Here is a 26018-nt window from a genome sequence, read left to right as displayed (position 1 = left end):
TGGCTCCCGAAGCTGGGCTCGAACCAGCGACCCTCTGATTAACAGTCAGATGCTCTAACCGGCTGAGCTATTCGGGAGTATCCGGCTATCAAAACGGGCTTTTAGAACTCTTAAAGAACATAAAGCCTTGTTCGTTTTGGGAATGCAATATTAGGGCTTTTAAATTATTTATGCAATATTTGCAGTGAAAAAAAATAAAAAAAAATTCAACGAATTTATATGAGCCTGATAATCATAGGAACTGTAGCTTTCGACGCTATAGAAACCCCCTTCGGAAAAACCGATAAAATAGTAGGTGGTGCCGCAACTTATGCCAGTTTAGCTGCATCTTACTTCTATGATAAAGTAAAAATTGTAGCAGTAGTTGGTGATGATTTCCATAAAGAAGACATTAACACCTTTACAGCACATGGGATAGACACCGAAGGTTTACAAATAAAAGAGGGAGAAAAATCTTTCTTCTGGTCGGGCAAATATCACAATGATATGAACAGCAGGGATACCCTGGTTACCGAATTGAATGTACTGGCTGATTTTGACCCGATCATTCCGGACAATTACCAGGACTGTGAATACCTGATGCTGGGCAACCTAACCCCTATTGTGCAGCAAACGGTAATTAAACGTTTAAAAAACAGGCCTAAACTGATCGTACTGGATACCATGAACTTCTGGATGGACATTATGATGCCGGATCTGCTGGAAACCATTAAAATGGTAGATGTGCTGACCATCAATGATGCCGAAGCGCGCCAGCTTTCGGGTGAATACTCGCTGGTAAAGGCCGCCAAAAAGATTTTAACCATGGGCCCTAAATACCTGATCATTAAAAAAGGTGAGCATGGTGCATTGCTGTTCCATGAAGACAAGATCTTCTCGGCCCCGGCACTTCCATTGGCAGATGTTTTTGATCCGACCGGAGCAGGCGATACTTTTGCCGGCGGCTTTATTGGTTATATGGCCAAAGTAGGAACCGTAAACTTCAATAATATGAAGAATGCGATCATCTTTGGTTCTGCCCTGGCTTCTTTCTGTGTAGAAAAATTCGGAACAGAGAAAATCCTGAACCTTACAGCAGAAGAAGTTTCGGCACGTGTGCAGGAATTTGTAAGCCTGAGCGCATTTACCATCGAGGCATAGGCTTTATTTTATCAGCCCCACTACCTTAAACTTTTCAAAAACCGTTTCTGTATGCGGTGCATCGGGCAGTTCAGCGGTTAAGTCCTGTCCTGCCCAATGCTCATAATGCTTGCCGTTACGCCATAAGCGGCTTTCGGTAACATCATAAATTATTCCCTTATAGGCTACCCATATCTGGGGCTTATCCTGTCCGTTGCGCAAGGCCAGCTGTTGTTTGGTATATGTGGGTAGGTTATCCATTGGCCTTGCCGGGCTTACGCTTAAAAAATTCAAAAAAGTACACCGCGAACAGCAGCATGGCCATGAAGTAAAAATAAGCTTCAATCCCTATATGGCCCAGCTTTAATTTCAATGTTGCAGCCTCGCTAAATTTAACGGTCCCTTTTTTATGAAGCACCGTAGCGGTGATGTAAAACGGGATCAATAAAAGCACATAGCAGCGATAAAAACGATACATAAACCTGAGCTTGTTTTTATATTCAATAAAAAACAGCAAGACAAACAGGGTAAAAAAAGTAATTGCCGTATACCATTTCTGGTAACCAAAAAACAGCAGGGCCACACACAGCCCAAGTAACAGGTTACTGGTTAACAAACTGTATTTTTCAAGCGCATTATTGGGAAAACGATCGTTTAAAAACTGGTATAAACCTATAGCAATTGCAGGTACCAGAAATGCCGATAACCCTGCTAAGATGGGGCTGTTGAAAGAAAGAACCCTCTGGCTAACAAACACAAAAGTAAGCAGCGAAAACACTGCGCCGGTAACCAGCAGGGACAATAAAGCAGCTTTAATTGTATTGATGTTCATTTAAAGGATATCTCTGCCTTCAAAAGTAGCATATAAAATGTAATGGGTATATTTGTTTATGAAGAAAATAGGATTTTTATCGTTTGGGCATTGGTCTAAGCACCCTGCCTACAGCACCAGGACAGCAAGCGATACCCTGCTCCAGTCTATTGATCTGGCCGTTGCCGCCGAAGAAATTGGTTTGGATGGCGCTTATTTTCGTGTACACCACTTCGCAGCCCAGCTGGCTTCCCCATTTCCCTTGCTTTCGGCAATCGGTGCCAAAACAAATAAAATAGAGATCGGGACGGGTGTAATTGACATGCGTTATGAAAACCCGCTGTACATGGTGGAAGATGCCGGAGCTGCGGATTTAATTTCAGAAGGAAGGCTGCAGCTGGGAATCAGCAGGGGCTCGCCCGAGCAGGTAATAGATGGCTGGCGTTATTTTGGATATGCACCAGCTGAAGGGGAAAACGACGCAGATATGGGACGTCGTAAAGCCCTCGAATTTCTGGATAAGCTAAAAGGTATAGGCTTTGCCCAGCCTAACCCGTACCCGATGTTTCCCAACCCACCCGGACTGTTACGCCTGGAACCATACTCGGAAGGATTGCGGGAGCGTATCTGGTGGGGAGCGGCTTCGAACGCTACCGCCGTTTGGGCAGCCGAAAATGGAATGTACCTCCAGAGTTCTACCCTGAAATATGACGAAAACGGTAAACCTTTCCATGTACAGCAAGCGGAACAGATCAGGCTATACAAAGAAGCCTGGAAAAAAGCAGGGCACCAACGTGCGCCCAGGGTATCGGTAAGCCGGTCTATTTTTGCACTGGTAAATGATCAGGACCGTTATTTCTTTGGACAGGAAGCCGATCGGGCAGATAAAATCGGGATGATTGAACAGGACAAACGTGCCATTTTTGGCAGAAGTTATGCTGCAGAGCCCGATCAGCTGATAAAAGAACTGGCCGAAGACGAAGCCATTCTGGAAGCGGATACCCTGTTGCTGACCATCCCCAACACTTTGGGCGTTGACTACAACGTACATGTATTATCGTCTATCCTTGAGCATGTAGCACCAGGGTTGGGCTGGCGTTAAGTATTGGCCCCTCCACGCAAGGCTAATGCTCCATCGGGCGGCTGGATTTGATAAACCGCCTTGCGGCATAGGCAATTGGAAAACCAAGGCAAATGATCAGTATGGCTATGGCAATGATAGCCCCTGAAACCCGAAACGGAGGAACAGTGATTTTACTCATTCTCAACACCAGCTGTGTGGTAACAAGCCAGGCAGTAAATGCGATTAAAACTGCATTGACAGCCATACTTCTATGTAAAAAAGACCATCTTGAATAAAGCCAGAAAAAGCAAAATACGCAGAAAAAAACAATTATATAATGAAAAAGCAGTCCGAAAAACATCATCTCCGGACCCCCATTGTAAGCTGTTTTGCCCCAGACACCACTGGCGATATATGCCAGAACACGGCCGGGCATAACATCATTTGACAGCCACGCATTAATGCAAGCTGCAGTAATGTCAAGTGTACCCGCAATTATAGTGGTTATCAAAATGGGCATCCATTCGACCTGCTGAACATTATTTTTCATTACTGAATATAACACTTTTATCTAAGCTTTTATGAATAAAGTATTGTACTAAACCCCATCTGCGCTCGAAGTGCATTCGGTCTGCATTCGTCTTGTCTGCGCCATTGGGCCGGCTTTGACAGGGGTTGACAGGGGATTGGTATAGCCATTTGCCCTATCAGGGGCTAACCAACGTCTTCTCAGAACCCCGTCATATTACTACGCAACCCAAACGCAGATCAAATGCATACACTGGCATTGAGCATAAAATACCCGCTTATTGTCGTAATTGCACCTCACTTTTGCAGCCCATTTCGCTTTATATTTGGTCATACTTTAACTAAGAGCAACAAATGAGAAAGATCAGAATTTTCGAACATATTTCCCTCGACGGCGTGATCGAGCACGACAAAAACTATACTTATGGAGGATGGACTGCACCCTACCGAAGCCCTGAAGGCATGGCCATGCTGCTTGAGGCATACGGTGACAGCTTTGACATGCTGCTTGGCCGCAAAACCTATGATGAGTTTTTGGGTTACTGGCCAAATGCCGGTGATTTTCCCATAGCCAATGCCATAAATGCAGCAACCAAATATGTAGCAACTCACAGGCCTGAAAGCCTGGAATGGGGACCGGTAAAAGATCTGGGTGCTGACATCATGGAGGGTATTCGCAAGCTCAAATTGACGGATGGCCCTGATCTGGTGCTTTGCGGAAGTATATCGCTGACGTCTATGCTCCTCGATGCGGGATTGGCAGAGGAGGTCATCCTCATTGTATACCCCGTATTACTGGGCCGGGGCAAACGCCTTTTATCGGATGGTATTGATGCCAGGGAACTTGAATTCGTTAGCACACTGACCACACCAACAGGTGTACTGCTCAACACTTACAAGCACCTTGGGGCCTTGAAAAAATAATACTTTTCCCGATCATTTTCTTTCCGACTGTATATCTGCTACAGTAAGCGGTCCTGCCCCCGCAGCAAACTTACTGCGCACATAGGTCAGCAAAATTGCCATGTCGTTGTTCTCAATAAAGGCAAACTTAGGCATCTGGTTCTTGCCATTCAATACGGTACGGATCAGGTTACGCTGATCTCCTTTCACAACAGCCGAATTCAGCAAAGCAGGGAATATCTTGTCAATCCCCTTTCCATCGGCTTTATGGCAGGAAGCACAATAATTGGTATACAACAAAGCTCCTTTATTTATAGCCTCGTTACTTTTGTGTGCGACAATAGCCGGTTTGGCCGTAGGACTTGCGTGTTTGGCATCGATACGGTAAATACGGATGATCCGGTCGTCATTTCTAGCCGGGGCTGCATTGGGGTTCCAGTCGCGGTTACTGGTGGCCAGGTATACATCACCCGCCGGTGAAACACATACCGAACGTAACCTGCCAAATATCTTTTCAAAGTAGTTGACATCGCCAACGATCTTGTTGCCCGTTGGATCCAGCGTCAATGAACGCAAACTGTTTCCTTTTAAAGTTGTAAGCAGCAGACGGCCTTTGAGTTCGGGTATTTTAGCTGAGTTGTAATAGGTCATACCCGCAGGGGCAATGGTGGGTGTCCAGGCCCGCAGTGGGGCCACAACAGCCGAATCTTTGGCAAAAGCTTTTTCCTTATCCGTATTCACCGCACCTTCTACAACAGGCCAGCCATAATTACCTCCTTTCACCAGCAGGTTCAGCTCGTCATCAATGGCATCACCATGGTCTGAGCAATATAACTTGCCTTTAACATACACCAATCCCTGCGGATTACGAAGCCCCCATGCCCATACAGCACTGCCTTTAAAGGGGTTGTCGGCCGGGATACTTCCATCCAGGCTGTAACGTAGTATTTTGCCATTGGGCGACTGAATGTTCTGCGCATTACCATCCTGGGCACCGTCACCCGTAGCCACCATGACCTTTCCATCGGGAGCAATCACGATGCGTGAGCCAAAATGTGAAGTCCAGGCCGGGTATTCCAAAAACACAACCGGACTGACCAGTGTATCTTTTGCGGCATCATAACTATAGCGGACTACCTTAGAAACCTTGGTTTTGGTTTTGGAATAGCCGGTATAGTTAATAAAAACGTAAGGGTTGTTTTTCAGATCGGGATGCAAAGTCATGCCCAGCAGGCCCGAAGTACGGTCGCGAAAAACATCCCTAAGGGTAAGCAACAGTTTGGTTTTACCTGTTTCAGGATTTACTTTACTGATGGTCCCCGATTGTTCCGTATACCAGATGCATTGATCGGGGCCCCAGGTAATCTGCCAGGGCACATTTAAGTGGCTGGCTACCGACTGGACACCAACTGTGCTGGCACCAATCCGGAACTGCTGCTCCGGCGGATTGCTGAACATTGAAGAACTGCAATGGATAAACGCCCCTGCCAATGCCAAAAGGGCTCCTGTTCTGATTACACGTATCATACTTTTTGAAGTTGGGCAAGGAAATCCTTTACAAAATCATCATCTGTTAATTCCGGATAGGCCTGGCACACCCGGGTAATCTCTTCAGCCTGCCCGGCTGAAAGTTTTTCATTCGGATCGAGGCACCAGGTGCCCTGCATTAAACCTTGCCTTCTGAGTACCTCATGTATACCCGGTATACAACCATGAAAAGCATTTGCAGGGTCAAAAATTGCCGCATTCATATCGGTTACTGCAATGCCTTTGTCAAGCAATTCAGCTGTGCCGTTATAGCCGGCATCCCGGCAACGCTTTATTTCTTCAAAAAGCTTCACCGAAGCATGTGTCCATACCGCCCAGTGGCCCAGCAAACCGCCTTCAAATCTTTTGCTGACGGTCTGCCCGTCAATTTCGAACTGATAAGTAGTTAGCAGGTCGGCCACAATGTTGTCGTCGTTGCCGGTGTACAAAGTAATCTCGTCACGGCGCTCAGAATGACACACTGCACGTACAAGGTCTAACGTTTGGTACCGGTTAAAAGGTGCCGCCTTAATGGCAAGTACATTGTCAATATTTGCAAACTGAAGCCAGAAGTCGTAGGAAAATATCCGCCCGCCAACGCTGGGCTGCAGGTAAAAACCAAACACCGGCATAATTTCGGCTATGGCACGGGTACGTTCAAGAATCTCGGTCTCCGTTTTACTTTGCAGCCCGCCCATGCTGAGCAGGCCCAGGTCGTAACCATAATGCAGGCTGGTTTCGGCCTCGCGTACTGCCTGCTGAGTGTCGCCACAAATCCCGGCTACCTTGATAAAACTGTTCTCTTTTCCTGATTTGGCCACCTCTTCTGCTGCAAGGGCCAGTACCTTTTCGTAGAGGTTTACCTGAGGGTTACGGATAGCAAATTGGGTGCTGTGCACACCTACCGCTATACCGCCTGCACCCGACGCCAGGTAATATTGACTAAGCAATCGCTGATGCACTTCATCCAGCTTTAGGTTAATGTTGAGCGCCAGCGGGTGTGCAGGAATAACCGTTCCCTGCCTGAGTATGCTTTCTTTTTCTGCGGATAGTTGAGCTGCCATAATTTAAAATTTACCTGTTCTTTCCTGAAAATGAGTTGGTTTATTTAGCGCTTCGCCTCCCTGTTGCATCCAGGTAGCGGTAAGTTCAATAATTTCCCTTATCGTTACTTTAGGGTAACCAAATAGACGATGACATTCTGAAGCATTGTTGAGCAGCGCTGTTCCGGCACTTTCATTCACAAACTTTGGTTCTTTGCCAAAGATCCGGCCAAACTGATTGGCCGCCCAACGGGTAGAAAGGATTTCGGGCCCCGTAACGTTTAATATCTTGGCCGGTGATGCGCAATGCAATAAAGACCGTATGGCAATTTCATTGGCATCGCCCTGCCAGATCACATTGACATTCTCTGTACGCAGGTCTATTTCTTTACCGCTTAATACCGACTTTGCCAATTCAACCAGTACCCCATAGCGAAAATCGACCGCATAGTTGAGCCTGTAGATCAGCATCGGGGTGTTGTTCTTTTGGGAGAAATATTCAAATATCCGTTCTCTGCCAAGACAAGATTGTGCATACTCACCTATAGGTTCCGGGCTGCTCTCTTCCGATACCCCGCCTGAAGTGACAGGTACAAAGGGCAGCACATTGCCGGAAGAAAATGCCACTATATTAGAATTGCGGTATTTTTCGGCTACCCTGCCCGGCAGATAAGCATTCATGGCCCAGGTAAAAGCTTCTTTACCTGTGGTGCCAAACTTATGGCCTGCCAGATAAATGACATTCGGGGCATCCGGAAGCGCATTGAGTTCTGCATCATTGAGGAGGTCGGCTGCAATGGTCTCTACACCAACCGCCTCCAGTGCAGCACGCGATGCAGCATCGGAAAAACGGGAAACACCGATGACACGCTGTCTGCTACCTGCAATGTCTATGGCCTGGCGCGCAGCACGGGCCATGGATGGGCCCATCTTGCCACCTACACCAAGCAGTAAAATATCGCCTTCTATACGGCTCACATCTTCAACCAATGCTGCTGAAGGCTTCAGTATCTCTTGTTCTAACTGGGCTAAATTACTCATATGTTGTGTGTTTAGGTTCGAAAATAAATCACTTCAGGAACAGCTCATGGAAATTATAAATGGCCAATACAAAAAGTAAGAGCAGGCCCGCCAGGCCGGCATACTTTATAAACACTGTATTCACATATTCACCCATCAGGCTTCGTTTATTAGAAAGCAGATACATGGCTGTACCAATAAAAGGTACCAGGAAAATGGTCACACTCTGTGCAAAAATAATCAGTTCCAGCGGGGGCTTTTCATAACTTACGGCTACTATCGCCCCGATAACCATGACCAGCGCAATCAGGCCTTTTACCACTTTGGAGTCGAGCTGACTACCATAACCAAAGCCATCCGAAAGCAATGAGCCACCGATAGTGGCATTGCCAATAAGGGAGGAAAAAGATGCGCCAAACAAACCAATTAGAAACAACAGTGAAGCATTGTGGCCAAACAAGGGCTCCAGCGCAAGCGCCATATCAGATGCTTTGTTTACTGGAATACCCTTGCTATGCAGCACTGCTGCCGCGCAGATCATCACCACCGCGCTCATGACACCCAATATTACCATACCTGCAAATCCATTGCTGTTTTCAAGCGGGGCTCCGGGGTTTGCCCTTTTCCTGGCCTGCATCAGGTAGGCCTGGTAAAAAGCGCCGACCACCGAAAAGCAGGAAGCAGTAAATGCGATGATCAACCCCGTTGATGCCTGCGGAACAGCAGGAACAAAGCCCTGCAAAATACCAGTTACATCAGGTCTCACCATAAACATGGTTGTTAAAAATGCAAAAAGCATCAACGCTACAATGGTGATCATCAGCCGTTCCAGGGTTTGATAGAAATTACGAAAAAACAAAAGCCCTATACTGATGACGTTAAAAAGCAATATCCACCAGGTAGAGCTGGTGCCGGTCGCTTCTGAAAGTGAAATGCCAATGCCAATGGAATTACCGGCCTGGAAAGAGGTCGTGACCAGAAAAATCCCGATTCCCATTAAACCCGAAACCCACTTGCCATACGTGTTCCGTATGGTAGCGAGCAACGATACATCAGTAGCCATCCCCAGTCTTGACCCTATAGAAGTAAATACGATCATGAAAAATATAGCCACCACCACTACCCATATCAAACTATAGCCATACATGGCCCCCATTTTTGAGGTGATGGTTATTTTACTTGGACCAAAAACAATGGCAGCAGTAACAATACCAGGGCCAAGGGAAACCAGCCATTTTTTAACAGAGTTGTTCATATGGACTTAAGCTTTTAACACTATGTATACAAATATATTATTTTTTTGTATACAAAAAAATAATATACAAAATTTCGAAGATCAACCTATCAGGCGTATTTAATGTAGAAATACAGCACAACAACCGTGATAATAGCCCACCAGATGAAAGGGTTACGCATTCCTTTTTGCTGATCACGCTCATTTGCAGGCAAGGAAAGGCTATCGCGTGTCCAGATCAGGCCGGTAAGCTCAGCTTCGGGCTTAGGTTTGGTAAGCAGGCTAACGCATACGCAGCACAGCATACAAGCCCAGAATACTATCCCTGTACGGTTAAAGAAAGGCATTCCAGGCAAGCCATATTCAATGGCCAGCGACAGCGGAATGGTAAGCAATCCGGCAGCCATGGCCCCAGCGTGTGTAGTGCGTTTCCAAAGAATACCCAGCAGGAACATCGCGGCAATACCCGGTGTAAAATAACCGTAAGCGTTCATCAGGTAAATAAAAACCGGTTTTTCTGAATATAGGGTAAGCAGGCCGGTACAGATGATTCCCAATACAATAATGACCACACCAGCGATACGTCCAAAACTTACCGACTGCTTTTCGGTAGAGTCCGGCTTAATGTAAGGCAGGTATACATCCATGGTTAAAATGGTGGTACAGGAATTGATCGCACCCGAAAGGTGCGACATCACTGCAGCAATCAGTCCGGCCATTACAAGGCCTACCAGCCCGGAAGGCAGCAGGTTTTCCACCAATGTTGCAAACAGCAGATCGGGCTTGTCCAGGTCCGGAAATAATTTTGGGGCCACCAGTGCTGGGAATATGATCAGCAGGGGCAGCAGGAATTTAAGGTAATCGCCAAAAATGATGCCCATACGTGCATGCCACTCATTCTTAGCCGCCAGCGTACGCTGCACAATAAACTGATTGGTGGCATTGTAAAAGATACTGATACACAACAAGCCACCCAGGTACATGGTCCATGGAAAATCAGGGTCATTGGCCGGCATCATCAGTTTCCAGTCCTTAGTCGTTTCCAGCACAGCTGAAAAGCCTCCTGCCGCATCAATAGTAGTATAGGAAAGCGCGAACATCCCCAGTATGAGCACACCAAGCTGCACCATTTCAGTCCAGATTACTGCCCGCAACCCACCCGCAATGGTATACAAACCTGTTGTAATGGCCAGAATGAGCACACTCGTTACCATAGGGATCCCCAGCAGCGATTGCAGCGACAGGGCGCCCAGGTAAAGTACAGCACTGATCTCTACAAAAATATAGGTAAGCAGCACCAGTACCGAATAAATGGTACGCGCGCCTTCGCCAAAACGTTTCTGAAGAAACTCGGGCATGGTATAAAAACCATTGCGCAGGTAAAAGGGCAAAAACACCCAAAGCAAGGCATTAAAACCGATCAATATGGCACCCCATTCTGTAACCATAGCTACAAAACCCCGGTTATAGGCCACGCCCATCACCCCAACCAGCTGATGACTGCTGATATTGGCCGCAATGATACTGCCGCCGATCATCCACCAGGGCAGTTTATCGCCTGCCAGGAAATAATCTCGTTTAGTGCTGCTGCCCTTGCGGGAAGCATAGATACCTAATGCGATAATACCCAGGATATATACGCCAAAGACTGCGGCATCAAGTGTGCTGAGGTTTGAGTTCATGTGGTTTTGCTTAGTTCTGTAGTTTTTTAGCCGTAACGATTGCGGCCTCAGTTAGCTGCTCGAGTGCGCCGGCAGCAAAGGGCGTTTGCCAAACGGCATACATATTTTTAGCATATAGTTCTTTTGGCGGCAGATACCCTGCATAGCCATTTACAATATTCATTACCGCTACCGCGGCCGGTTGCAGCTGCCTGCGAAGTTCCTGCTGAAAATAGGAATAGGCTTCGTTGGGCTGTCCGATGAGACAGGCTTCGCCCAAACGCCATACCCAAAGTGGCATTACAGAAATATCCCCCTCGCCGACAGTTTTCCGGATTCCGCGCATCCGCCACAAGCGCTCTTTAAGCACATGGTCCTGGCATTCGCGCCATTGACTTTCAAGCTCTGCAAGGGTAGGCATGGCTTTCAAGGCCATTGCAACATCATACAGTTCAACCCCAAGTTCGCAGGCAGCTTTGCGGCTTTGCTTGTTCCATACCGCCAGAGCTGCGCCGGATTCTACCACCCGGCTCAATTCCAATCCGGTATTTGCAGGAAACATACCCTGCAGCACCGCTAGCGCAGCATGTCCTAGCCGGTACCCATAGGCATCGGCAAGCAGGCAATCACCCGAATATTGCTCCGGCGGAGCCAGTTCTCCCGATGCGCCCTGCAAAAAGGCACAGGGTGCATTGGTATGTGTTTCTATCAATTCCCGCATGGCCCCAATGTAGTCCGGAGAAATCAGCACATTATCCCAGGCCAGTGTGGTTGGATGACAGGCATAATTGACCAGGGTTCCGGTGATCTTTCCATCGCCATTGGTAATTCGCCCCACCAGCAGGGTATCATCGGCTGGTTTCTCCGGATTAAATCCGACCAGCAATCTGTCAGTCCCTTCTTCGGGCAGATCGCGGTTGCTTGCAAGATCGCATTTTCCGTAACGCCAGGAAAGTGTTGCGGGTACCGCCGAGCTCAAAGCCCTTTTGACAGCTGAAATAGCGCAGGCCCTGATTTGCATCAGGTAAGGGACTATAAACTCCCCGCCCGGCTTGCCAGCATCTTCAGAGAACAGACCAGGACCGGCATGGGTATGAGATAAGCAAAACATCAAACGGGAAGCATCCAGCTGAAAAGTTTCCAGTATGGCATAACGCAGCTCACGCTCATCAGCAGCACTTTTCCACCAGCCCAGATCGGCTGTAATGAGCACCAAAGGCTGGTTTTTCACATTGTCCTGAAAGGTAATGCAGGTAAGCTTCAGCGGGCGGTGAATACCCAGCGCCACATCCTGTGTTGCAGCGCCCCAGTTTCTGGCATAAATGCCTGCGGGCGGGGTAATGTCTTCCTGCGTAACGCCTATAATACCGGTAAATGATGGATCGCTGATCATACTGAACGCAATGAAAGCCCGCCATCCATTAATAAAGTACTCCCGGTAAGGTGTGTATTGGCCGGATGGCAGAGGTACAATACCTGACGCGCAACATCCTCAGCAGTCATAATTTTTCCTAACGGAACTTTTTCGGCTGCCTCCTGAATTAAACCGGGGTTTTGAGCCCAGATCTCGGCACTTAAGCCTGCATTTACATAGCCGGGTGCCAGTTCATTGACCAGGATCTGATGTGGCGCGAGTTCCAGTGCCATGCATTTACAAAGCATCCGCAGGCCTGCTTTAGATACACAATAGGCAGGCAGCCCCGGGTGCACAGCCTCAGCGGCCCAGCTGCCAATAAACACAACGTTTCCAGGCATTTGTTGTGCTGTCATCAGCTTTGTTGCTTTTTGGCACAGGTAAAATGCCCCATCAAGATTGATGCGCAATTCGCGCGACCATTCCTCTGGCCCGATCTGATGCACACCGGCCTGTGTAACCGTTGCGGCATTTGAAATGACAAGGCTGGGGACACCCAACTGCAGTACAACTTCCTGCAACCAGCTGTCTACAGCAACAGGATCCGAAACATCTACCTGCGTATAATGCGAAGGCACTCCATACCGCTGTTTCAGCTCGCTTAAAAAATCCCGGGACTCACTAACCGTACGCAGATCCCCAATGGCTATAGCCGCCCCCTGGGCTGCAAATTGATGGCATATGGCCCGGCCAATATCACCCAGTCCGCCGCTAATGACCATCACTCTATCCTGAAACAATTTTTCCATATGCCCTTTACTTTAGCTTTACCAATCGCCTACGCTACCGTCTTTATAAAATGTCCTTTGCAGCACTTCCTGCTGAAAAGGATGCTTCTTAACTTCTTCTTCGTTGATTTCGATACCCAGGCCCGGACGGGTATTCGGGCGAACGATCCGCCCGGCTTTTTCAACGGTAAAACCTTCACTTACCACGTCGGAACGCCATGGCACATCATTGTGCACACTTTCACAAATGATATAACCCGGAGTGGCAAAGCCGAACTCAATAGATGCCGCTGTACTTACCGGCCCCTGCGGGTTATGCGGAGCTATCGCAATACGGTAAGCTTCAGCCATAGCGGCGATGCGCCTAACCTCACTCAAGCCGCCACAATGGGTAATATCGGGCTGGATTACACTTACCGCTCTTTTTTCAAATAACTCCCTGAAGGCATGAATGGTTACCAGGCGTTCGCCACTGGCAATCGGAGTAGAGACTGCCCGCTGGATGAGCGCAATATCTTCTATCGATTCCGGCCAGCAGGGTTCTTCAAAGAAGTACAACCCGTAAGGCTCCAGTGCTTTGGCAAACTGCATACCCATGCGCGGGCTGGGACGTGCATGGCAGTCGACCATAATGTCAATATCGTTTCCAACAGCTTCACGCATAGCACTGACGCAGGCCTCGGCATAGTGAATAGGCTTTAGGCCTTCCAGTGGCATGGTTTCGGGCACAGCCATAGATTTGAAAGCTGTAAAACCATCTTCTACCGCCTGTTTGGCCAACTCACCAAACCGGCTGGCGTCATCGGGCCGGGTCTGGTAAAAGTCTTCCATTTTTCCGCCCCCAAGATGACAATATAAACGAATGTAATCGCGAACGCGGCCACCCCAGAGCTCGTGTGTAGGCACTCCATGTATTTTACCGGCAATGTCCCACAGGGCAATGTCGATACCACTAATCGCTGTTCCCCTGACGATACCGTTGCCATGCCAGAAGTGCTGGCGGTACATCATCTGCCAGAGGTGTTCTATACGGCGGGGATCTTCACCGATCAGCAGTTGTGATAAATCTTCAATCGCACCGACCACACTGCGGGTATGCCACTCCAGTGTGGCCTCTCCCCAGCCCCAAAGCCCGGGCTGATCGGTAAGCACCTTTACGAATATCCAGTTCCTCATGCGCGCATGGCACACATAGGTTTCTATAGCGGTTATCTTCATTTTTATTTGCCCAATAAAGCTGACAATACTTTTTTACTTTTCTCTAATGTTTCTTCTATATCGGCCATGCTGTGTGCATAAGATATACTTCCTTGTTTAGAGGCCAGGGGAAAATTAAAAATCCCCTCTGCGATCAGTTTATGGCGATAGTTTTTATCAAATGCGGCATCGTTATGCAAAGCAATATCGTGAAAATCTTTCGGAGCATGGTCCATAAAGTAGACACAAAATGCAGAGCCCTGGCGCGCAGTATAAAAAGGTTTGTCGTAAGCCGATAGTATATCATTTAATCCAGCCTCGAGAGTTGCCCCCAGCTTTTCGACATGCGCATACACAGCAAACTCTGCTGAGGCCAGCTTTTTAAGGGTGGCAATGGCAGCAATGGTGGTCAGTGGATGTGCATTAAAGGTTCCTGCAATAAGCACCCGTTTTTCTTTATCGGGGTGCACAAAATAATCCATGTATTTTGCTTTACCGGCAATTACACCCATAGGATAACCATTAGCAACGGCCTTGCCGAAAGTGCTCAGATCGGGTGTTATGCCACATATGCTCTGGTAACCGCCCAAGGCATGCCGGAAACCGGTTTTAACCTCGTCAAAAATCAACAAAAAACCATTTTCATCCGCAAGCCGGCGCAAGCCTTCCAGGTAACCGTTTTCTGGCTTTACTATGCCTATATTTTGCAATATCGGCTCCAGAATGATGCAAGCTACAGGGTAATTGTTCACAACATATTCAACAGACTCCAGGTCGTTGTAATTGATGACATGGATCAGGGCTTTGTGCTGCTCAGGGATACCGGCAGAAAGGGAATCAAAAGGATATTCCCCGCGGCTTACCCTTGGCCCTACATCTTCGAGGTTACTGATCACATTGCCGGCAACATCATTGTGCCAGCCGTTATAGCCGCCCTGCATGATGATCACATGATCGCGACCGGTTACTGCCCTCGCAATGCGAATGGCATGATAGGTAGCCTCAGAACCGGTTGTGGTAATCTGTAATTTTTCGGCCGTAGGTACACTTTTGCAGAACAGTTCAGCAAACTGCCCTTCCAGATCAGTAGGCCCTGCGCCCATCAATACTGACTGGCCGTGTATGGCATCCATGACCGCAGCGTTTACATCCGGGTCATTGTGCCCCAGGAAAGCAGCAGCAAAGCCAGCCTGATAATCGATGTATTCATTACCTTCAATGTCCCAGGCCCGGCTTCCCATGCCCCTTGAAAAACAAATATTGGGCTCCGATTTACGGTTAAGGGAAACCACCCCGCCCGGGATCCATTTTTCGTTTCTGGTAATTACTGCCGCCGATTTTTGCCAACTGTTTATCATTTCTTTAGATTTTAAAATTTTCAATAAACCAATATCCGGGTGAAGCTGTAGGAGAGATCCATGCGCTATAGGGATATACTAGTTTTGTATACAAATATATTTATTTTTTGTATACAACAAAATTATGTGCTATTTAATATTTTTTAGTTCCCCCAAACCGCAGCAAAAAAAAACCGCACCTGTTTTAAGGCGCGGCTTTATCTTCCGGTAAGAGACCTGGCTTATTCTATTTCAAGCGAAGCTACCTCCCCACGGAGTAAATGTTTAACCAGAAATTCTTCTGCCTTTTTAAGGCTTTTAGCTTTTAATGACTTCAGAATTTCGCGATGCTCTTTGTCGGTTAACTCATAATCGTCCATCTGTGTCTGGGAGCGCCCCAGCTTAAGATGAAACAGGGGAATGTTACTCAACTCGTAGAGGTGTTTCAATTTGGCATTCCTGGACATATTGATTAAGGTTTCATGGAACTTCACATCGGCCTCGCAAGCGCCGGAAAAGTAACCATTCCTCACCATGGCCGAAAAATCGTCGCAGATGCGCTCAAGTTCGGTAATATCCTCATCAGTAACATGGTTGAAAGCCAGGCGTAAAGCTCCCAGCTCCAGCAATTCACGGATCTCGCGGATCTCACGCACATCAGCTGCAGTCATTGATTTTACATAATAGCCACCCTTCTCCCCTACTTCCAGCAATCCCTCGCCCAGCAAACGGTTCAGCGCTTCGCGGACCGATACCCGGCTTACTTCGGTTTTTGTAGCCCAGACATCCTCTTTCAACCTGGTTCCGGGAACCAGCTGGTTAGACAATATCTTTCTTCGAAGTTCTGAATATACCTTATTTGATTGCGAATCCTCTTTCATAGCAAATATGTAAACAAATTGATTTGTAAAAAGTAAACAATATTAAAATCCCCGCAAGATACTAAACAATTTAAGCATTTATTTAATATAATATTACTTCATTGTCAGCCGCTTAATTCCGATGGTCATTTGCCTGGTTGTATTATTTACACTATTGACGTAAACATAGGCCCGGTATTTACCATCTGCGGTTTCAACCCAAACACCAGACTCTGCACGGGTATTGATGGCAAAATCGGGTGCGTCTGCAAAATTTCTTTGCTGAAGGTCAACATCATCTACAAACACACTTGTTGCTACCGATGTACCAATTACCAGCTGGGCATCCCTGATGTCCCAGGCTTTGATCAGTTTGGTTTTGTTACCCAGGCCCACAGGCAAGGTAATACCAGGCCGGTATTCGGCACTGGCCGTGGGCGCCACCAGGGAATGGTTAAAGGTAGCCCCCGTAATGACCCGGTATAAGTAAACCATATCGATCTTTGCAGGATTGGCAGCAGCATATGCCGCATCGTATACTGTCATATCAGCTATCGACAAATAACAATTGGTCGCATCCGTAAGCACAAGATTCTTCTTCAGGTCCATACTCCTGACAGGGTATGGCCCCATGGTATAACTTACCGTTTGTCCGTTCGTAGCTTTTACAGAGAAGGTAAAAGTGACGTTCTTACCCCTGGCTGCTTCGGGCACCCGGTAGAAATACCGGAGAGTAGCCGCAGAAACATCAGGACTATACGTTACTGTTGTTGTGTTCTCAGCATTTACAGAAGCACTCCCTACAACAGTCCCCACCTCGGTACCGCTGGAACTGGTGCTGTAAAACTTATTGTCCAAATAGGTTTCAGCAGCACCGGCAATAGATGCCGTAACGGTTGCCGACGACAATTTACCCTGCTCAGGCAACAATGCCATGGCATAGGCAAACTCTATATCAGTTCCCACAATGGCAGGTCCCAGCGAGCGTTTGATCACATCGTTCTGAAGGTCTGACTTTGGTGTAGGCACTTCGTATTCTTTTTCTTTACAGCCGGTAAAGGTTACCACTAAGAGCCCTAACAGGTATAAAATATATGTATTCTTCATGACGCTGTTTTTAGTTTATTTTTTGAACGGTAACATAAACAGTATAGGTTTTCCTGACCTTACGGTTACCCGAAACCACTGTCCACTTTTTAGGGTTGCTTAAATCCGAAAAATCAACCTTTCCGGGAATTTTCGGATCAAGCTTGGCGTCTGTAACCAGGGTAAACTGAGGGTACAGGTTCTTCAGGTCCGTACCAAACAGCACCTCTACATTTACGGTTTGCGCGGTAGTATCTACAACTGCAGCCTTACTGCGTACGGTTTGATAATCGGCCCCCAGCAATTCAAAACTGCTGACATAACATTCTGATCTTGTGGTGATCAGCAGACCATCCTCATCAACCGGAAAACTTTTTTTGCATCCTGTTGCCAGAAGGGCTAAAAAGATGATGCTATAAAATATTGTTCTTTTCATCTGTCTGAGTTTAAATTTACTGCTTATCTCCATGGTATATTCTGGGTCAGGTTACTGTTGCGTGTACGTTCGCTTTCCGGGATCTGGTAAATGTAGCAACGCTGATAGGTGAGCTCGGGTGCATTCTGAAAAAAGCGCTCCCAGTTGTTACCATGCGTATCCATAAACCATTTTCCATCGCCATAAGGCGCACCAAATACACGTTCCAGCGCCCTCCAGCGTCGCAAGTCGAAGGCCCTTTGGCCCTCTCCGACAAGCTCAACGATGCGCTCCTGCTCTATTGCACTGAAAAAGGCAGCCGGACTTGAAGTCTTGGAACCCGCCAGTGCCGGAAGGTTACCCCTGCGACGTACCCTGTTCACGAGCGCAATCGCATCGGCCTGCGGCCCATCTACGGCATTGGTAGCTTCAGCATACATCAGGAAGACATCCGCCAGTCGCATCACAGGCCAGTTGAAATCCCCGTTACTCCTGGCCAAGCCGCCATAATTTCTAACGAACTTTCTGAACTGATAGCCGGAAAAGTTGGTTCCATTATCCGTAAAGTTAGGGTATTCCACACCATTGATGACGGACTTGCCCGAAAAGGTCTTGTAAAGAAAATTCACGTATGAAGTCTGATCAATCTCTCCCTGCCCCATCAGTTTTTCATAATCCCATAACATCGTAGCTTTCATCCTGTAATCGCGGTCTCTATAACTCTCCGGATTGATGGCTGAGTTCGGAGCCGTGCGTGCCCCTGCTACATTTGGCTGTATTTGCACCAGCGGAGGTAAAAAGTCGCCGGTAATGGTGGATTGATAACGATTGGCCAGCTCATAACGTGGTATCACCTGGTTCTGCCCCAAACCATTAAGCGGACCGGTAAACACCCGTTGATATTCATCGCCCTGCACCGGGGTTAAGCCGGAACCATGCGGCAAAACCATCAGCATTTCTCCACCTGCATTCAGATTTCCCGGGTTAGGGATAAACATATAATAATAATTAGGCAATACATCTGCAGATCCCATGGTACCCCATTGTCCCGGATCCCCTCCCCGGAAAAGATCCAGCCCGTAGTCCTGAATTACGTGCTTAAAATCTGAGGCGGCCGCCCTGTAGGCAGTCTCTGCTTCAGTAGCACTTGGTGTGAACTTATCCAGCTCAGGCCAGCCAAATTTATTCCAGCTTGCCCAGAACAACTGCATTTTTCCGCGGAAAGCTAAAGCTGCCGGTTTTGAAGGCCGGCTGATTACCGAATTTTTCAAAGGCAGTTTCTCAAAAGCATAGGTAAAATCGGCCAGAATAGAATCTTTGACTTTCCTGATCGGCATCCTGGAAAGTGTATCAACCTCTATCGGATTATAAATGATCTTTCCTACATAAGGTACATCCCCCCACAAAGAGATAAGGCGCAAATAGGTGATCCCGCGAAGCAAGCGGGCCTCTCCGGCTATGCTTTCCAAACTCCGGGTAGCCGCCTCCGTTTTAGCAACAGGCAGCATACGAAGGTTTATGTTTTCAATCACATAATTTGCATGGGTAATTATACCATATAGATTTTTGTAGGTCTCCAAAGCCGAACCACCGTAATTACTTGGGCTATTCACCCCAAGCGGAACAGGAGTAACCGCTCCGGTATTGTATACTTTAACAAAGTCACCATGCCCGTCGAAATGGTAATCACGGTCAAAACTGGCACGAAAAGCATTGTAAACACCCATCAAAGCCGAGGTCGCATCGGCCTCTGTTTGCCAGTAAATGGCAGAAGGCAAACCAACTGTAGACTTTTGGTCGAGCAGATCCTTTTTACATGAACTCAGTAAAAACAACCCAGACAGGAGCATCAAAACAGACAGCCGTATAAAATAATATTGTTTCATGATGATCTTCTTTTATAATTCAACATTCAGGCCCAGTACAAATAGCTTACTAAGCGGGTACACATCATTACTGTAACTCACCTTTTCAGGATCCAGGCCGCGGTAATTGGTAATGGTGGCCAGGTTATCGGCCGAACCATAAATACGGACACTACTCAGGCCTATTTTCTTCATATATGGCTTATTGAAGGTATAACCCAACTGCAGGTTTTTCAGCCTCAGGTAAGTCACGTCATCCAGCCAGAATGTACTCTGATTAGCAGTAAATGGCGCTGCGGTAGTCCCGCTTGTCAGGCGAGGCAGGGCAGCAGCCCTGTTATCCACAGTCCAGGTATTGAGGTACTGATTCCAGTTGATGGCCTGATTGGTAGCTTGCGAAATCCTTGTATTGGTCATGTTGTTGTTATAGTAATCTTTACGCCCTGTGGCCCCCTGCAACATAAAACCAAGATCAAAACCTTTCCAGGTTACATTGCCCCTTAAAGCAAAATTTGTAGTCGGACGCTGTGTCTGGAAATTTGGATAGGCCACCTGATCGTTGTGGTCAATCCTGCCATCCCCATTCAAATCTTTTAGCAAAATATCTCCCGGAGCCGCACCCTGTATCGGTGCATTATACACATCTTCCCAGCTCTGGGCAATTCCGGACGATTGATAAGCATAGACAAATTGATAAGGCATATCGATAAAAACAGCACTCCGGTTAAGGAACTCAGGCCATTTTTCAAGGATGGTCCTGTTATAGCTTGCATTCAGGTTCAACATATAACCAAAGCCCCCCCGGTTTTCTTTCCAGGTGATGTTGGCCTCTATCCCCCGATTTCTCAGATCACCAAGATTTCTTCTTGGTGCCGGACTAAGCGCCGCGGCAAGCAGGATCGACAGATCTCCGGGCCGAATCATTCCCGTTGTCAACCTGTCATAATAATCGAACTCTGTGGTTAACCTGTTCGCAAAAAATGCCATATCAAGCCCCAGGTTAAACATAGTGGTTTTTTCCCAGGTTAGGTTTGTATTGATTAATTTTCTGTTCTGAAATCCAGGAACAGCAACCTGGTTGACTACAGAGCCATTCAAAGAACTGGCTACATAATTGGTATTTGTCAAAACCTCCTGCTGCTCGTATAAGCCAATTCCATTGTTGTTACCCAACGAACCATAAGAGGCCCTGAATTTACCATTGGTAAGCCCAATTTTTTGGGTAAATGGCTTGATAAAAGATTCTTCCGTAAAACGCCAGCCTATAGCACCGGAAGGAAAAAAGCCGTATTGAGCACCCTTAATAAAACGGGACGAGCCATCGGCACGGAAGTTTACCTCAAACAGATACTTATTAAATGCCGAATAATTCAAGCGCCCGATATAAGAACGCATTCCCTCCGTACTCGAGTTTCCGTTATTGGTAATGTTCACACTACCAAGGGCAGCATCCAGTTCATGCAGCAGGGGGTGAAACCTGTTCTCCCTGTTGGCACTCAGATTTCTGATTTTCCAGAATTCCTCACTGTAAGCTGCCATTAAGTTAAACTCATGGTTTTTGGCTATTACCTTATCGTAATTAACTTTTGCAGTAAGCTGGGTTTTATAGTTATTTCTGTCGGCATTATAGATCCGTTCGTTATCACCAACATACGCGCGGTTATTAAACTGGCCCAATTGAAAATTATAAGCTTTAGAGGGGATATCCGCACGCCAGGTAAACTGGGAACCATAGTTTAAGTTGTAGTCAATACGTCCTTTAAGTCCGGGAATCGGATTGTACTCAATATAGATGTTCCCCATCGCCTCCTGCCGTTCCACATTATTTTTGTTCCTGTTGATATAGTCGACATAAGGATTGCTGGCCAGTATACTTTCACCATAGGCCATTGCACCCCCATAATATCCCGTAACCGGATCATAAGGGGTTACCCCTGCAGGAGCGGTAAAAATATCCAGTCCACTGCTCCCGTTAGCGGTAAAACCCTCTTCATAATTATACCTGTAATTAGACCAGTTACCCGAAAACCGGACACCCGTACTGATGTTATTTTTGATTTTAGCATCATAGCTAAAAAGCGCATTGTACCGCTTAAAGTCATTTTCGATCTGGATCCCCTTTTCATCCATCGCACCTACAGAAAGATAAAAGTTTGACTTTTCATTTCCTCCCGTAGCCGATACATTGTAGTTATTGAGTTGTCCGTTTCTTGTAATGATATCCCACCAATCTGTATTTGGATAACGAAGCGGATCAATCATGCTCTTGGCAAACCACTCATCAATTGTCCCGTTCTTAAAGTTAATAGATGCAGGCACAGAACCAACAGCCTGCGCACGTTGCGTAACCGTTAATGCCTTCGCATAATTCGGCAAAAATTCAAAGGCATTGGTTGGCTTTTGTATGGTAGAACTTGCAGAAGCACTGATTTTTGTTCCTTGTGCGCCTTTACCTGATTTTGTTGTGATAAGAATTACGCCATTTGCACCCCTCGAGCCATACACGGCTGCAGACGCTGCATCTTTTAGTACCGACACACTTTCTACATCATTCATGTTGATGCGGTTGATATTGACATCAGGCATCCCGTCTACCACAATTAGCGGGTTTGCATCATTTACTGTACCTAAGCCACGAATAAGCAGGGTTGCACTATTGTTACCCGCCATACCAGAAGTCTGATTTACGGCCAAGCCCGGCAACATCCCCTGTAACGCAGAAGATACGTTAGGCAAGGCGCGGCTCGTCAGCTGGTCATCTACCTTTATAGAAGCCACAGCGCCGGTAAGGTTCACTTTTTTCTGCGTACCATAGCCTACAACAATCAGCTCATTGAGGTTCTGGGAAGAAGAAGACAGGGTGACTGTTATAAACTTAAGTTCAGCAACCTTTTCCATATCCACATAGCCGAGCATATGGAATTTAAGCAGATCGCCCCGTTTGGCTTTTATGGCAAACTGACCGCTGCCGTTGGTAACAGCTACCGCTGCAGAACCCACAACCCTTACCTCGACCCCAGGCAAAGGGATACCCTCAGAATCCACAACCTTGCCCTCCTGGGAAGCGGGATCCTGCTGAAAGAACAAAGTGCCGCGCGTTAGACTTGCGCTGGCCTGAAAAACCTCTGCTGCAGAAAGCACAGCAATGAAGCACATTATTCTCCAACATTTAATAAAGCCATATGGCCAAAAAAATTTTGATTTCATTACCTATGTGATTTGCATAGTAAACACTGTTTTATTAATAGGAACAAGGATAGATGAACAAGATGTAGTCAGTTTGTCTTCATAACGGTTGGTTTATAGGTTTGGTTTAAGAATTTGTTAGTATGTATACAAATATATTATTTTTTTGTATACAACAAAATGAAAATCAAACTTATTATCATTTTTTTAACAAAAACAATCAGAAATAAAAAATGCCACCTCAATCCTGAAAATGGCACTTCATAAAACTAACTTATATTTTTTGTAAACAAAATACCAGACCTACTTCAGATCTTCTATTCCATACAGCCTACCAGGCGCCACTACATAACTTCCCTTCTCCGCTTTAAAAAACAAGGTATTTTTACCCGACATTACAGCGTAATTAAAATTCATTTTCCCATCGGAACTTTTTACATTCCAGTAACCGGGCTTCATATCCGTCAGCAACACCTCAAACATACCTGCATCAGGCACATCAACAGTAAAAGTATTTTCAAGCAGCCCCCCTCCAGAAGACAGGCACACGACCCTGTCGGCTACCGCAAGCTGCCAGCAGCCCTGCCTTTCCTTAAAACCTATGGGCAATGGCTTTGCATCACCCTCTGCCATCTGAAAAACAGTCAGAAACCCATCCTGCCCCTGCTGCTTTTTAGGCGAAACCAGTATCCGGTGCGCATTGGCCTCCGGCTTTTGTGAAACCAGATCAAACGACTGACCGAAAGTACTGTTGGCCTCCCTCCCGCTCAATACTTCCATATTCCGGTCGGCGGCTGCAGGCAAAAGCATAGTTACATGGGTTTTTCCCTTAAGCCCCTTCAGCTCGTTACTTAACACCATCTCACGCTCCGACACCTCAGGTTTATTGAGGGTATTGATTTGCCAGTACTTCCGGAATTCAGGCTTTGCGGTAGTCATATGATCTGCCAGGATAATTACCGCAGGTACATCTTCAAGACCGAGGTTCAAAAAGCAGAAGCCCCGGGTATATTTTGTCATTTTTGCTGTATAAGCAGCCGTCAGGTCAGCCTTAAAATAGCTAAAAGAAGGTTTGAGTTGTAAGGGGCCAAAATTAGCGGACAAAACCTGACCATTACTGAACCAGGGATCAGCAATAACTTCCTGCGGCGTTAGCGGAAAGCGCTGATTAAACCTGGTCCCTCCATCCCGCACTTTAGAACGGAAAAGCAGGGGTTCCGAAGGATCCATTGCCAACATCACGCTGTGCGCAACAGATCGTTTGTTAAAATTATAATCGTAAGGAGAGCCGTAGGAAAGGTAAAGTCCGATATCACCAACCTGCACACCATGATGAAAAATCTGCAATGCACCTGCATCTGCCTGCTGGTGGTTCCCGAAAATATAGCCCCCACCTTTGATCTCGGCAACCACATCCTTACTTGTTTCTGTATTGTTCCAGCCGGTACGCGTTACCATGGAGCCCAGCACAGGCCCAAAATCTTTGGTAAGCGGAAGACTGCCCAGGTCATGCCGGGCTTTGAGCGCCGGATCATTTACCAGTAAAAATAACACCGGATTATCAGGCAATCCACCTTCACGCTCAAATTCACCCTTAATCAACGGATCATTTGCGTAAGCATAACTCAACAACATGGTTTGCGGCTGCTTCCAGTAAAGTGGCCTGGCCCCACCAAATTTTGCGCTGAACATATCACCATCGCGCAACATGTAACCATCCGGCAAACGCATGTATAACCAGTAGTAAGGTAGTTTTTTTAGGTTATCATCAAAAACAGGCATCCCGCTCATGCGGTAAAGCAACCAGGCCGCATGCATCTCCCAGCCAAAACGATAAGCACCATAGTCTACACCCTGGTTATGTCTGGAAGATTCGTACTCAAATTTCCGCATCGGAATCAGGTGTTCGAATATGGTATAGGCTGTATACTTATAAAGCTCAGGGTTTTCTTCATATAAGGCAATAGCCATCGAAAGGAGATCGCGGCTGATCTGCGCCTCATTTCCATGACCATTAACAATGCTATCCATAAAAGGGGGCCAACCTATTTCCATCTCTCTGGCCTGGTACAGCATCTTGTCATACAGCCGTTTTCTGTCATTTTTATCGATCAGGCCATAACACCAGTCGTACACCAGTGCGGCGGTATAGATAGCCCGGCCAATCTCCCGGGTTATATCTCCGTATTTAACATTTCCAAATTCCAGCACAGACATATAATTGACCATAAGCCGAACCGCTTCATTGCCGATCTTTCGATCTCCGGTCATGAGGTAATAAAACGCCTTGACCTGCACCACCTTTTCCAGTTCCTCCTGGTAAAACACCTCTTTTCCAGGATTAAAATCGAAGCGGTAGGGTGTTTTCGCAACAGCAGCAAGCTGTTGCCATACAGGCTTGTTTTCACCTTCAGTAAGCCTCGCTTTAACCATGGGCAATGTTTGCGGTGTTACCCAAAGCCGGGGATGTACCGCAGGTGGGATAATTTTAGGGATATAGTTTTTTGCCGCCAAAGGCACTTCGGGAGCATTGTAATTTTTCCACTCTACATGCACCAGCTCTATCCCCTTTGGCAACCATAATTTAAGCTGCTGATTAGCCCCATTGAGTTCAAATTTACCTGAAACCTGGCTGGCAGCCTGATGTATATCATATAGTATTCTCCTGGTAGGCCGCTGGTCGTCAATCTGGATTTTAACGTAAGCAGTTTTAATATTCCCCTGCTCATCTTTTTCGGGTGACAGGCCGGAGGCAGGAACCGCATAGGTAGACAACTCATAAGTACCTGCAACAGGAACTTTAAGCTGAAATACCAGATCAGGCGATCCGGGGGAAGTTTCATTAGGCCGCCCTTCTGCTGCCATAAACCTTTTCACATATTTGTCGCCAACTACATAAGGATGAACCTGGGCAACAACACCTAACCAACCAATGCAGAGCCCTATCAGACCAATAATACTTGCTTTTACCTTCATAACTATGTATACAAATATATAGTTTTTTTGTAAACAAAATAATTT

The 26018-nt window shown here is 46.8% G+C and carries 21 protein-coding genes and 1 tRNA gene; 3 read left to right on the top strand and 19 right to left on the bottom strand.

Going from position 1 to position 26018, the window contains the following annotated elements:
• A tRNA-Asn gene (locus tag B9A91_RS13845) sits at positions 1-77 on the bottom strand.
• 142 nt (positions 78-219) lie between these two features.
• Here B9A91_RS13845 and B9A91_RS13840 point away from each other — a divergent pair.
• Positions 220-1140 carry a PfkB family carbohydrate kinase gene (locus B9A91_RS13840; RefSeq protein WP_084239412.1) on the top strand — a complete coding sequence of 307 codons (921 nt, stop codon included), beginning with the start codon at positions 220-222 and terminating at the stop codon, positions 1138-1140.
• Positions 1141-1143: 3 nt separating this feature from the next.
• Here B9A91_RS13840 and B9A91_RS13835 read toward each other — a convergent pair whose 3' ends face one another.
• Positions 1144-1380: a cytochrome b5 domain-containing protein gene (locus B9A91_RS13835; protein ID WP_084239411.1), complete on the bottom strand. Its 237-nt coding sequence runs from the start codon at positions 1378-1380 to the stop codon at positions 1144-1146.
• Entirely contained in the window at positions 1373-1951 is a 579-nt protein-coding gene (locus B9A91_RS13830; protein WP_084239410.1) for a lycopene cyclase domain-containing protein, read from the bottom strand. The genes B9A91_RS13835 and B9A91_RS13830 overlap by 8 nt, the downstream gene beginning before the upstream one ends.
• Positions 1952-2009: 58 nt before the next feature.
• Here B9A91_RS13830 and B9A91_RS13825 point away from each other — a divergent pair, with 58 nt between their 5' ends.
• Entirely contained in the window at positions 2010-3032 is a 1023-nt protein-coding gene (locus B9A91_RS13825) for an LLM class flavin-dependent oxidoreductase (RefSeq protein ID WP_084239409.1), read from the top strand.
• Positions 3033-3054: 22 nt separating this feature from the next.
• Here B9A91_RS13825 and B9A91_RS13820 read toward each other — a convergent pair whose 3' ends face one another.
• On the bottom strand, positions 3055-3543 hold the full coding sequence (locus tag B9A91_RS13820; protein ID WP_084239408.1) for a hypothetical protein: 489 nt from the start codon (positions 3541-3543) through the stop codon (positions 3055-3057).
• Positions 3544-3875: 332 nt separating this feature from the next.
• On the opposite strand from B9A91_RS13820, the gene B9A91_RS13815 reads away from it, so the two are divergent.
• On the top strand, positions 3876-4445 hold the full coding sequence (locus B9A91_RS13815) for a dihydrofolate reductase family protein (RefSeq protein ID WP_084239407.1): 570 nt from the start codon (positions 3876-3878) through the stop codon (positions 4443-4445).
• A 12-nt stretch (positions 4446-4457) separates the two neighbouring features.
• Here B9A91_RS13815 and B9A91_RS13810 read toward each other — a convergent pair whose 3' ends face one another.
• From B9A91_RS13810 to B9A91_RS13740, 15 genes are all read right to left on the bottom strand, one after another.
• Complete coding sequence (locus B9A91_RS13810; RefSeq protein WP_084239406.1) at positions 4458-5951, bottom strand: PQQ-dependent sugar dehydrogenase; 1494 nt, start codon at positions 5949-5951, stop codon at positions 4458-4460.
• Positions 5948-7015: a dihydrodipicolinate synthase family protein gene (locus B9A91_RS13805; protein ID WP_084239405.1), complete on the bottom strand. Its 1068-nt coding sequence runs from the start codon at positions 7013-7015 to the stop codon at positions 5948-5950. Before B9A91_RS13805 ends, B9A91_RS13810 begins: the two co-directional genes overlap by 4 nt.
• 3 nt (positions 7016-7018) lie before the next feature.
• Positions 7019-8035, bottom strand: a complete 1017-nt coding sequence (locus B9A91_RS13800) for an NAD-dependent epimerase/dehydratase family protein (protein ID WP_084239404.1) — start codon at positions 8033-8035, stop codon at positions 7019-7021.
• 28 nt (positions 8036-8063) lie between these two features.
• The gene (locus tag B9A91_RS13795; RefSeq protein ID WP_084239403.1) at positions 8064-9269 is read right to left on the bottom strand and encodes an Nramp family divalent metal transporter; all 1206 of its coding nucleotides are present in this window, start codon (positions 9267-9269) and stop codon (positions 8064-8066) included.
• A gap of 89 nt (positions 9270-9358) precedes the next feature.
• On the bottom strand, positions 9359-10930 hold the full coding sequence (locus tag B9A91_RS13790) for an SLC5 family protein (RefSeq protein ID WP_084239402.1): 1572 nt from the start codon (positions 10928-10930) through the stop codon (positions 9359-9361).
• A 10-nt stretch (positions 10931-10940) separates the two neighbouring features.
• Entirely contained in the window at positions 10941-12302 is a 1362-nt protein-coding gene (locus B9A91_RS13785; RefSeq protein WP_084239401.1) for a neutral/alkaline non-lysosomal ceramidase N-terminal domain-containing protein, read from the bottom strand.
• Positions 12299-13072, bottom strand: a complete 774-nt coding sequence (locus B9A91_RS13780; RefSeq protein ID WP_084239400.1) for an SDR family NAD(P)-dependent oxidoreductase — start codon at positions 13070-13072, stop codon at positions 12299-12301. The genes B9A91_RS13785 and B9A91_RS13780 overlap by 4 nt, the downstream gene beginning before the upstream one ends.
• An 18-nt stretch (positions 13073-13090) precedes the next feature.
• The gene (gene dgoD, locus B9A91_RS13775) at positions 13091-14269 is read right to left on the bottom strand and encodes a galactonate dehydratase (protein WP_084239399.1); all 1179 of its coding nucleotides are present in this window, start codon (positions 14267-14269) and stop codon (positions 13091-13093) included.
• Positions 14270-14271: 2 nt separating this feature from the next.
• Positions 14272-15606, bottom strand: coding sequence for an aspartate aminotransferase family protein (locus B9A91_RS13770; RefSeq protein ID WP_084239398.1), 1335 nt, complete (start codon positions 15604-15606; stop codon positions 14272-14274).
• A gap of 221 nt (positions 15607-15827) precedes the next feature.
• Positions 15828-16466, bottom strand: a complete 639-nt coding sequence (locus tag B9A91_RS13765) for a GntR family transcriptional regulator (RefSeq protein ID WP_084239397.1) — start codon at positions 16464-16466, stop codon at positions 15828-15830.
• A 93-nt stretch (positions 16467-16559) separates the two neighbouring features.
• Positions 16560-17552: a DUF4466 family protein gene (locus B9A91_RS13760; RefSeq protein WP_084239396.1), complete on the bottom strand. Its 993-nt coding sequence runs from the start codon at positions 17550-17552 to the stop codon at positions 16560-16562.
• Between the two features lie 10 nt (positions 17553-17562).
• Entirely contained in the window at positions 17563-17967 is a 405-nt protein-coding gene (locus B9A91_RS13755; RefSeq protein WP_084239395.1) for a DUF5018 domain-containing protein, read from the bottom strand.
• Positions 17968-17990: 23 nt separating this feature from the next.
• Complete coding sequence (locus tag B9A91_RS13750) at positions 17991-19832, bottom strand: RagB/SusD family nutrient uptake outer membrane protein (protein ID WP_084239394.1); 1842 nt, start codon at positions 19830-19832, stop codon at positions 17991-17993.
• A gap of 12 nt (positions 19833-19844) precedes the next feature.
• The gene (locus tag B9A91_RS13745) at positions 19845-22967 is read right to left on the bottom strand and encodes a SusC/RagA family TonB-linked outer membrane protein (protein ID WP_235012553.1); all 3123 of its coding nucleotides are present in this window, start codon (positions 22965-22967) and stop codon (positions 19845-19847) included.
• Positions 22968-23300: 333 nt separating this feature from the next.
• Positions 23301-25973, bottom strand: coding sequence for a hypothetical protein (locus B9A91_RS13740; protein ID WP_084239392.1), 2673 nt, complete (start codon positions 25971-25973; stop codon positions 23301-23303).
• Positions 25974-26018 lie beyond the last annotated feature (45 nt).

This window comes from Pedobacter africanus, from assembly GCF_900176535.1.
GTDB classification, from domain to species: Bacteria; Bacteroidota; Bacteroidia; order Sphingobacteriales; family Sphingobacteriaceae; genus Pedobacter; species Pedobacter africanus.
This window is presented reverse-complemented; position numbering and strand designations above follow the sequence as displayed.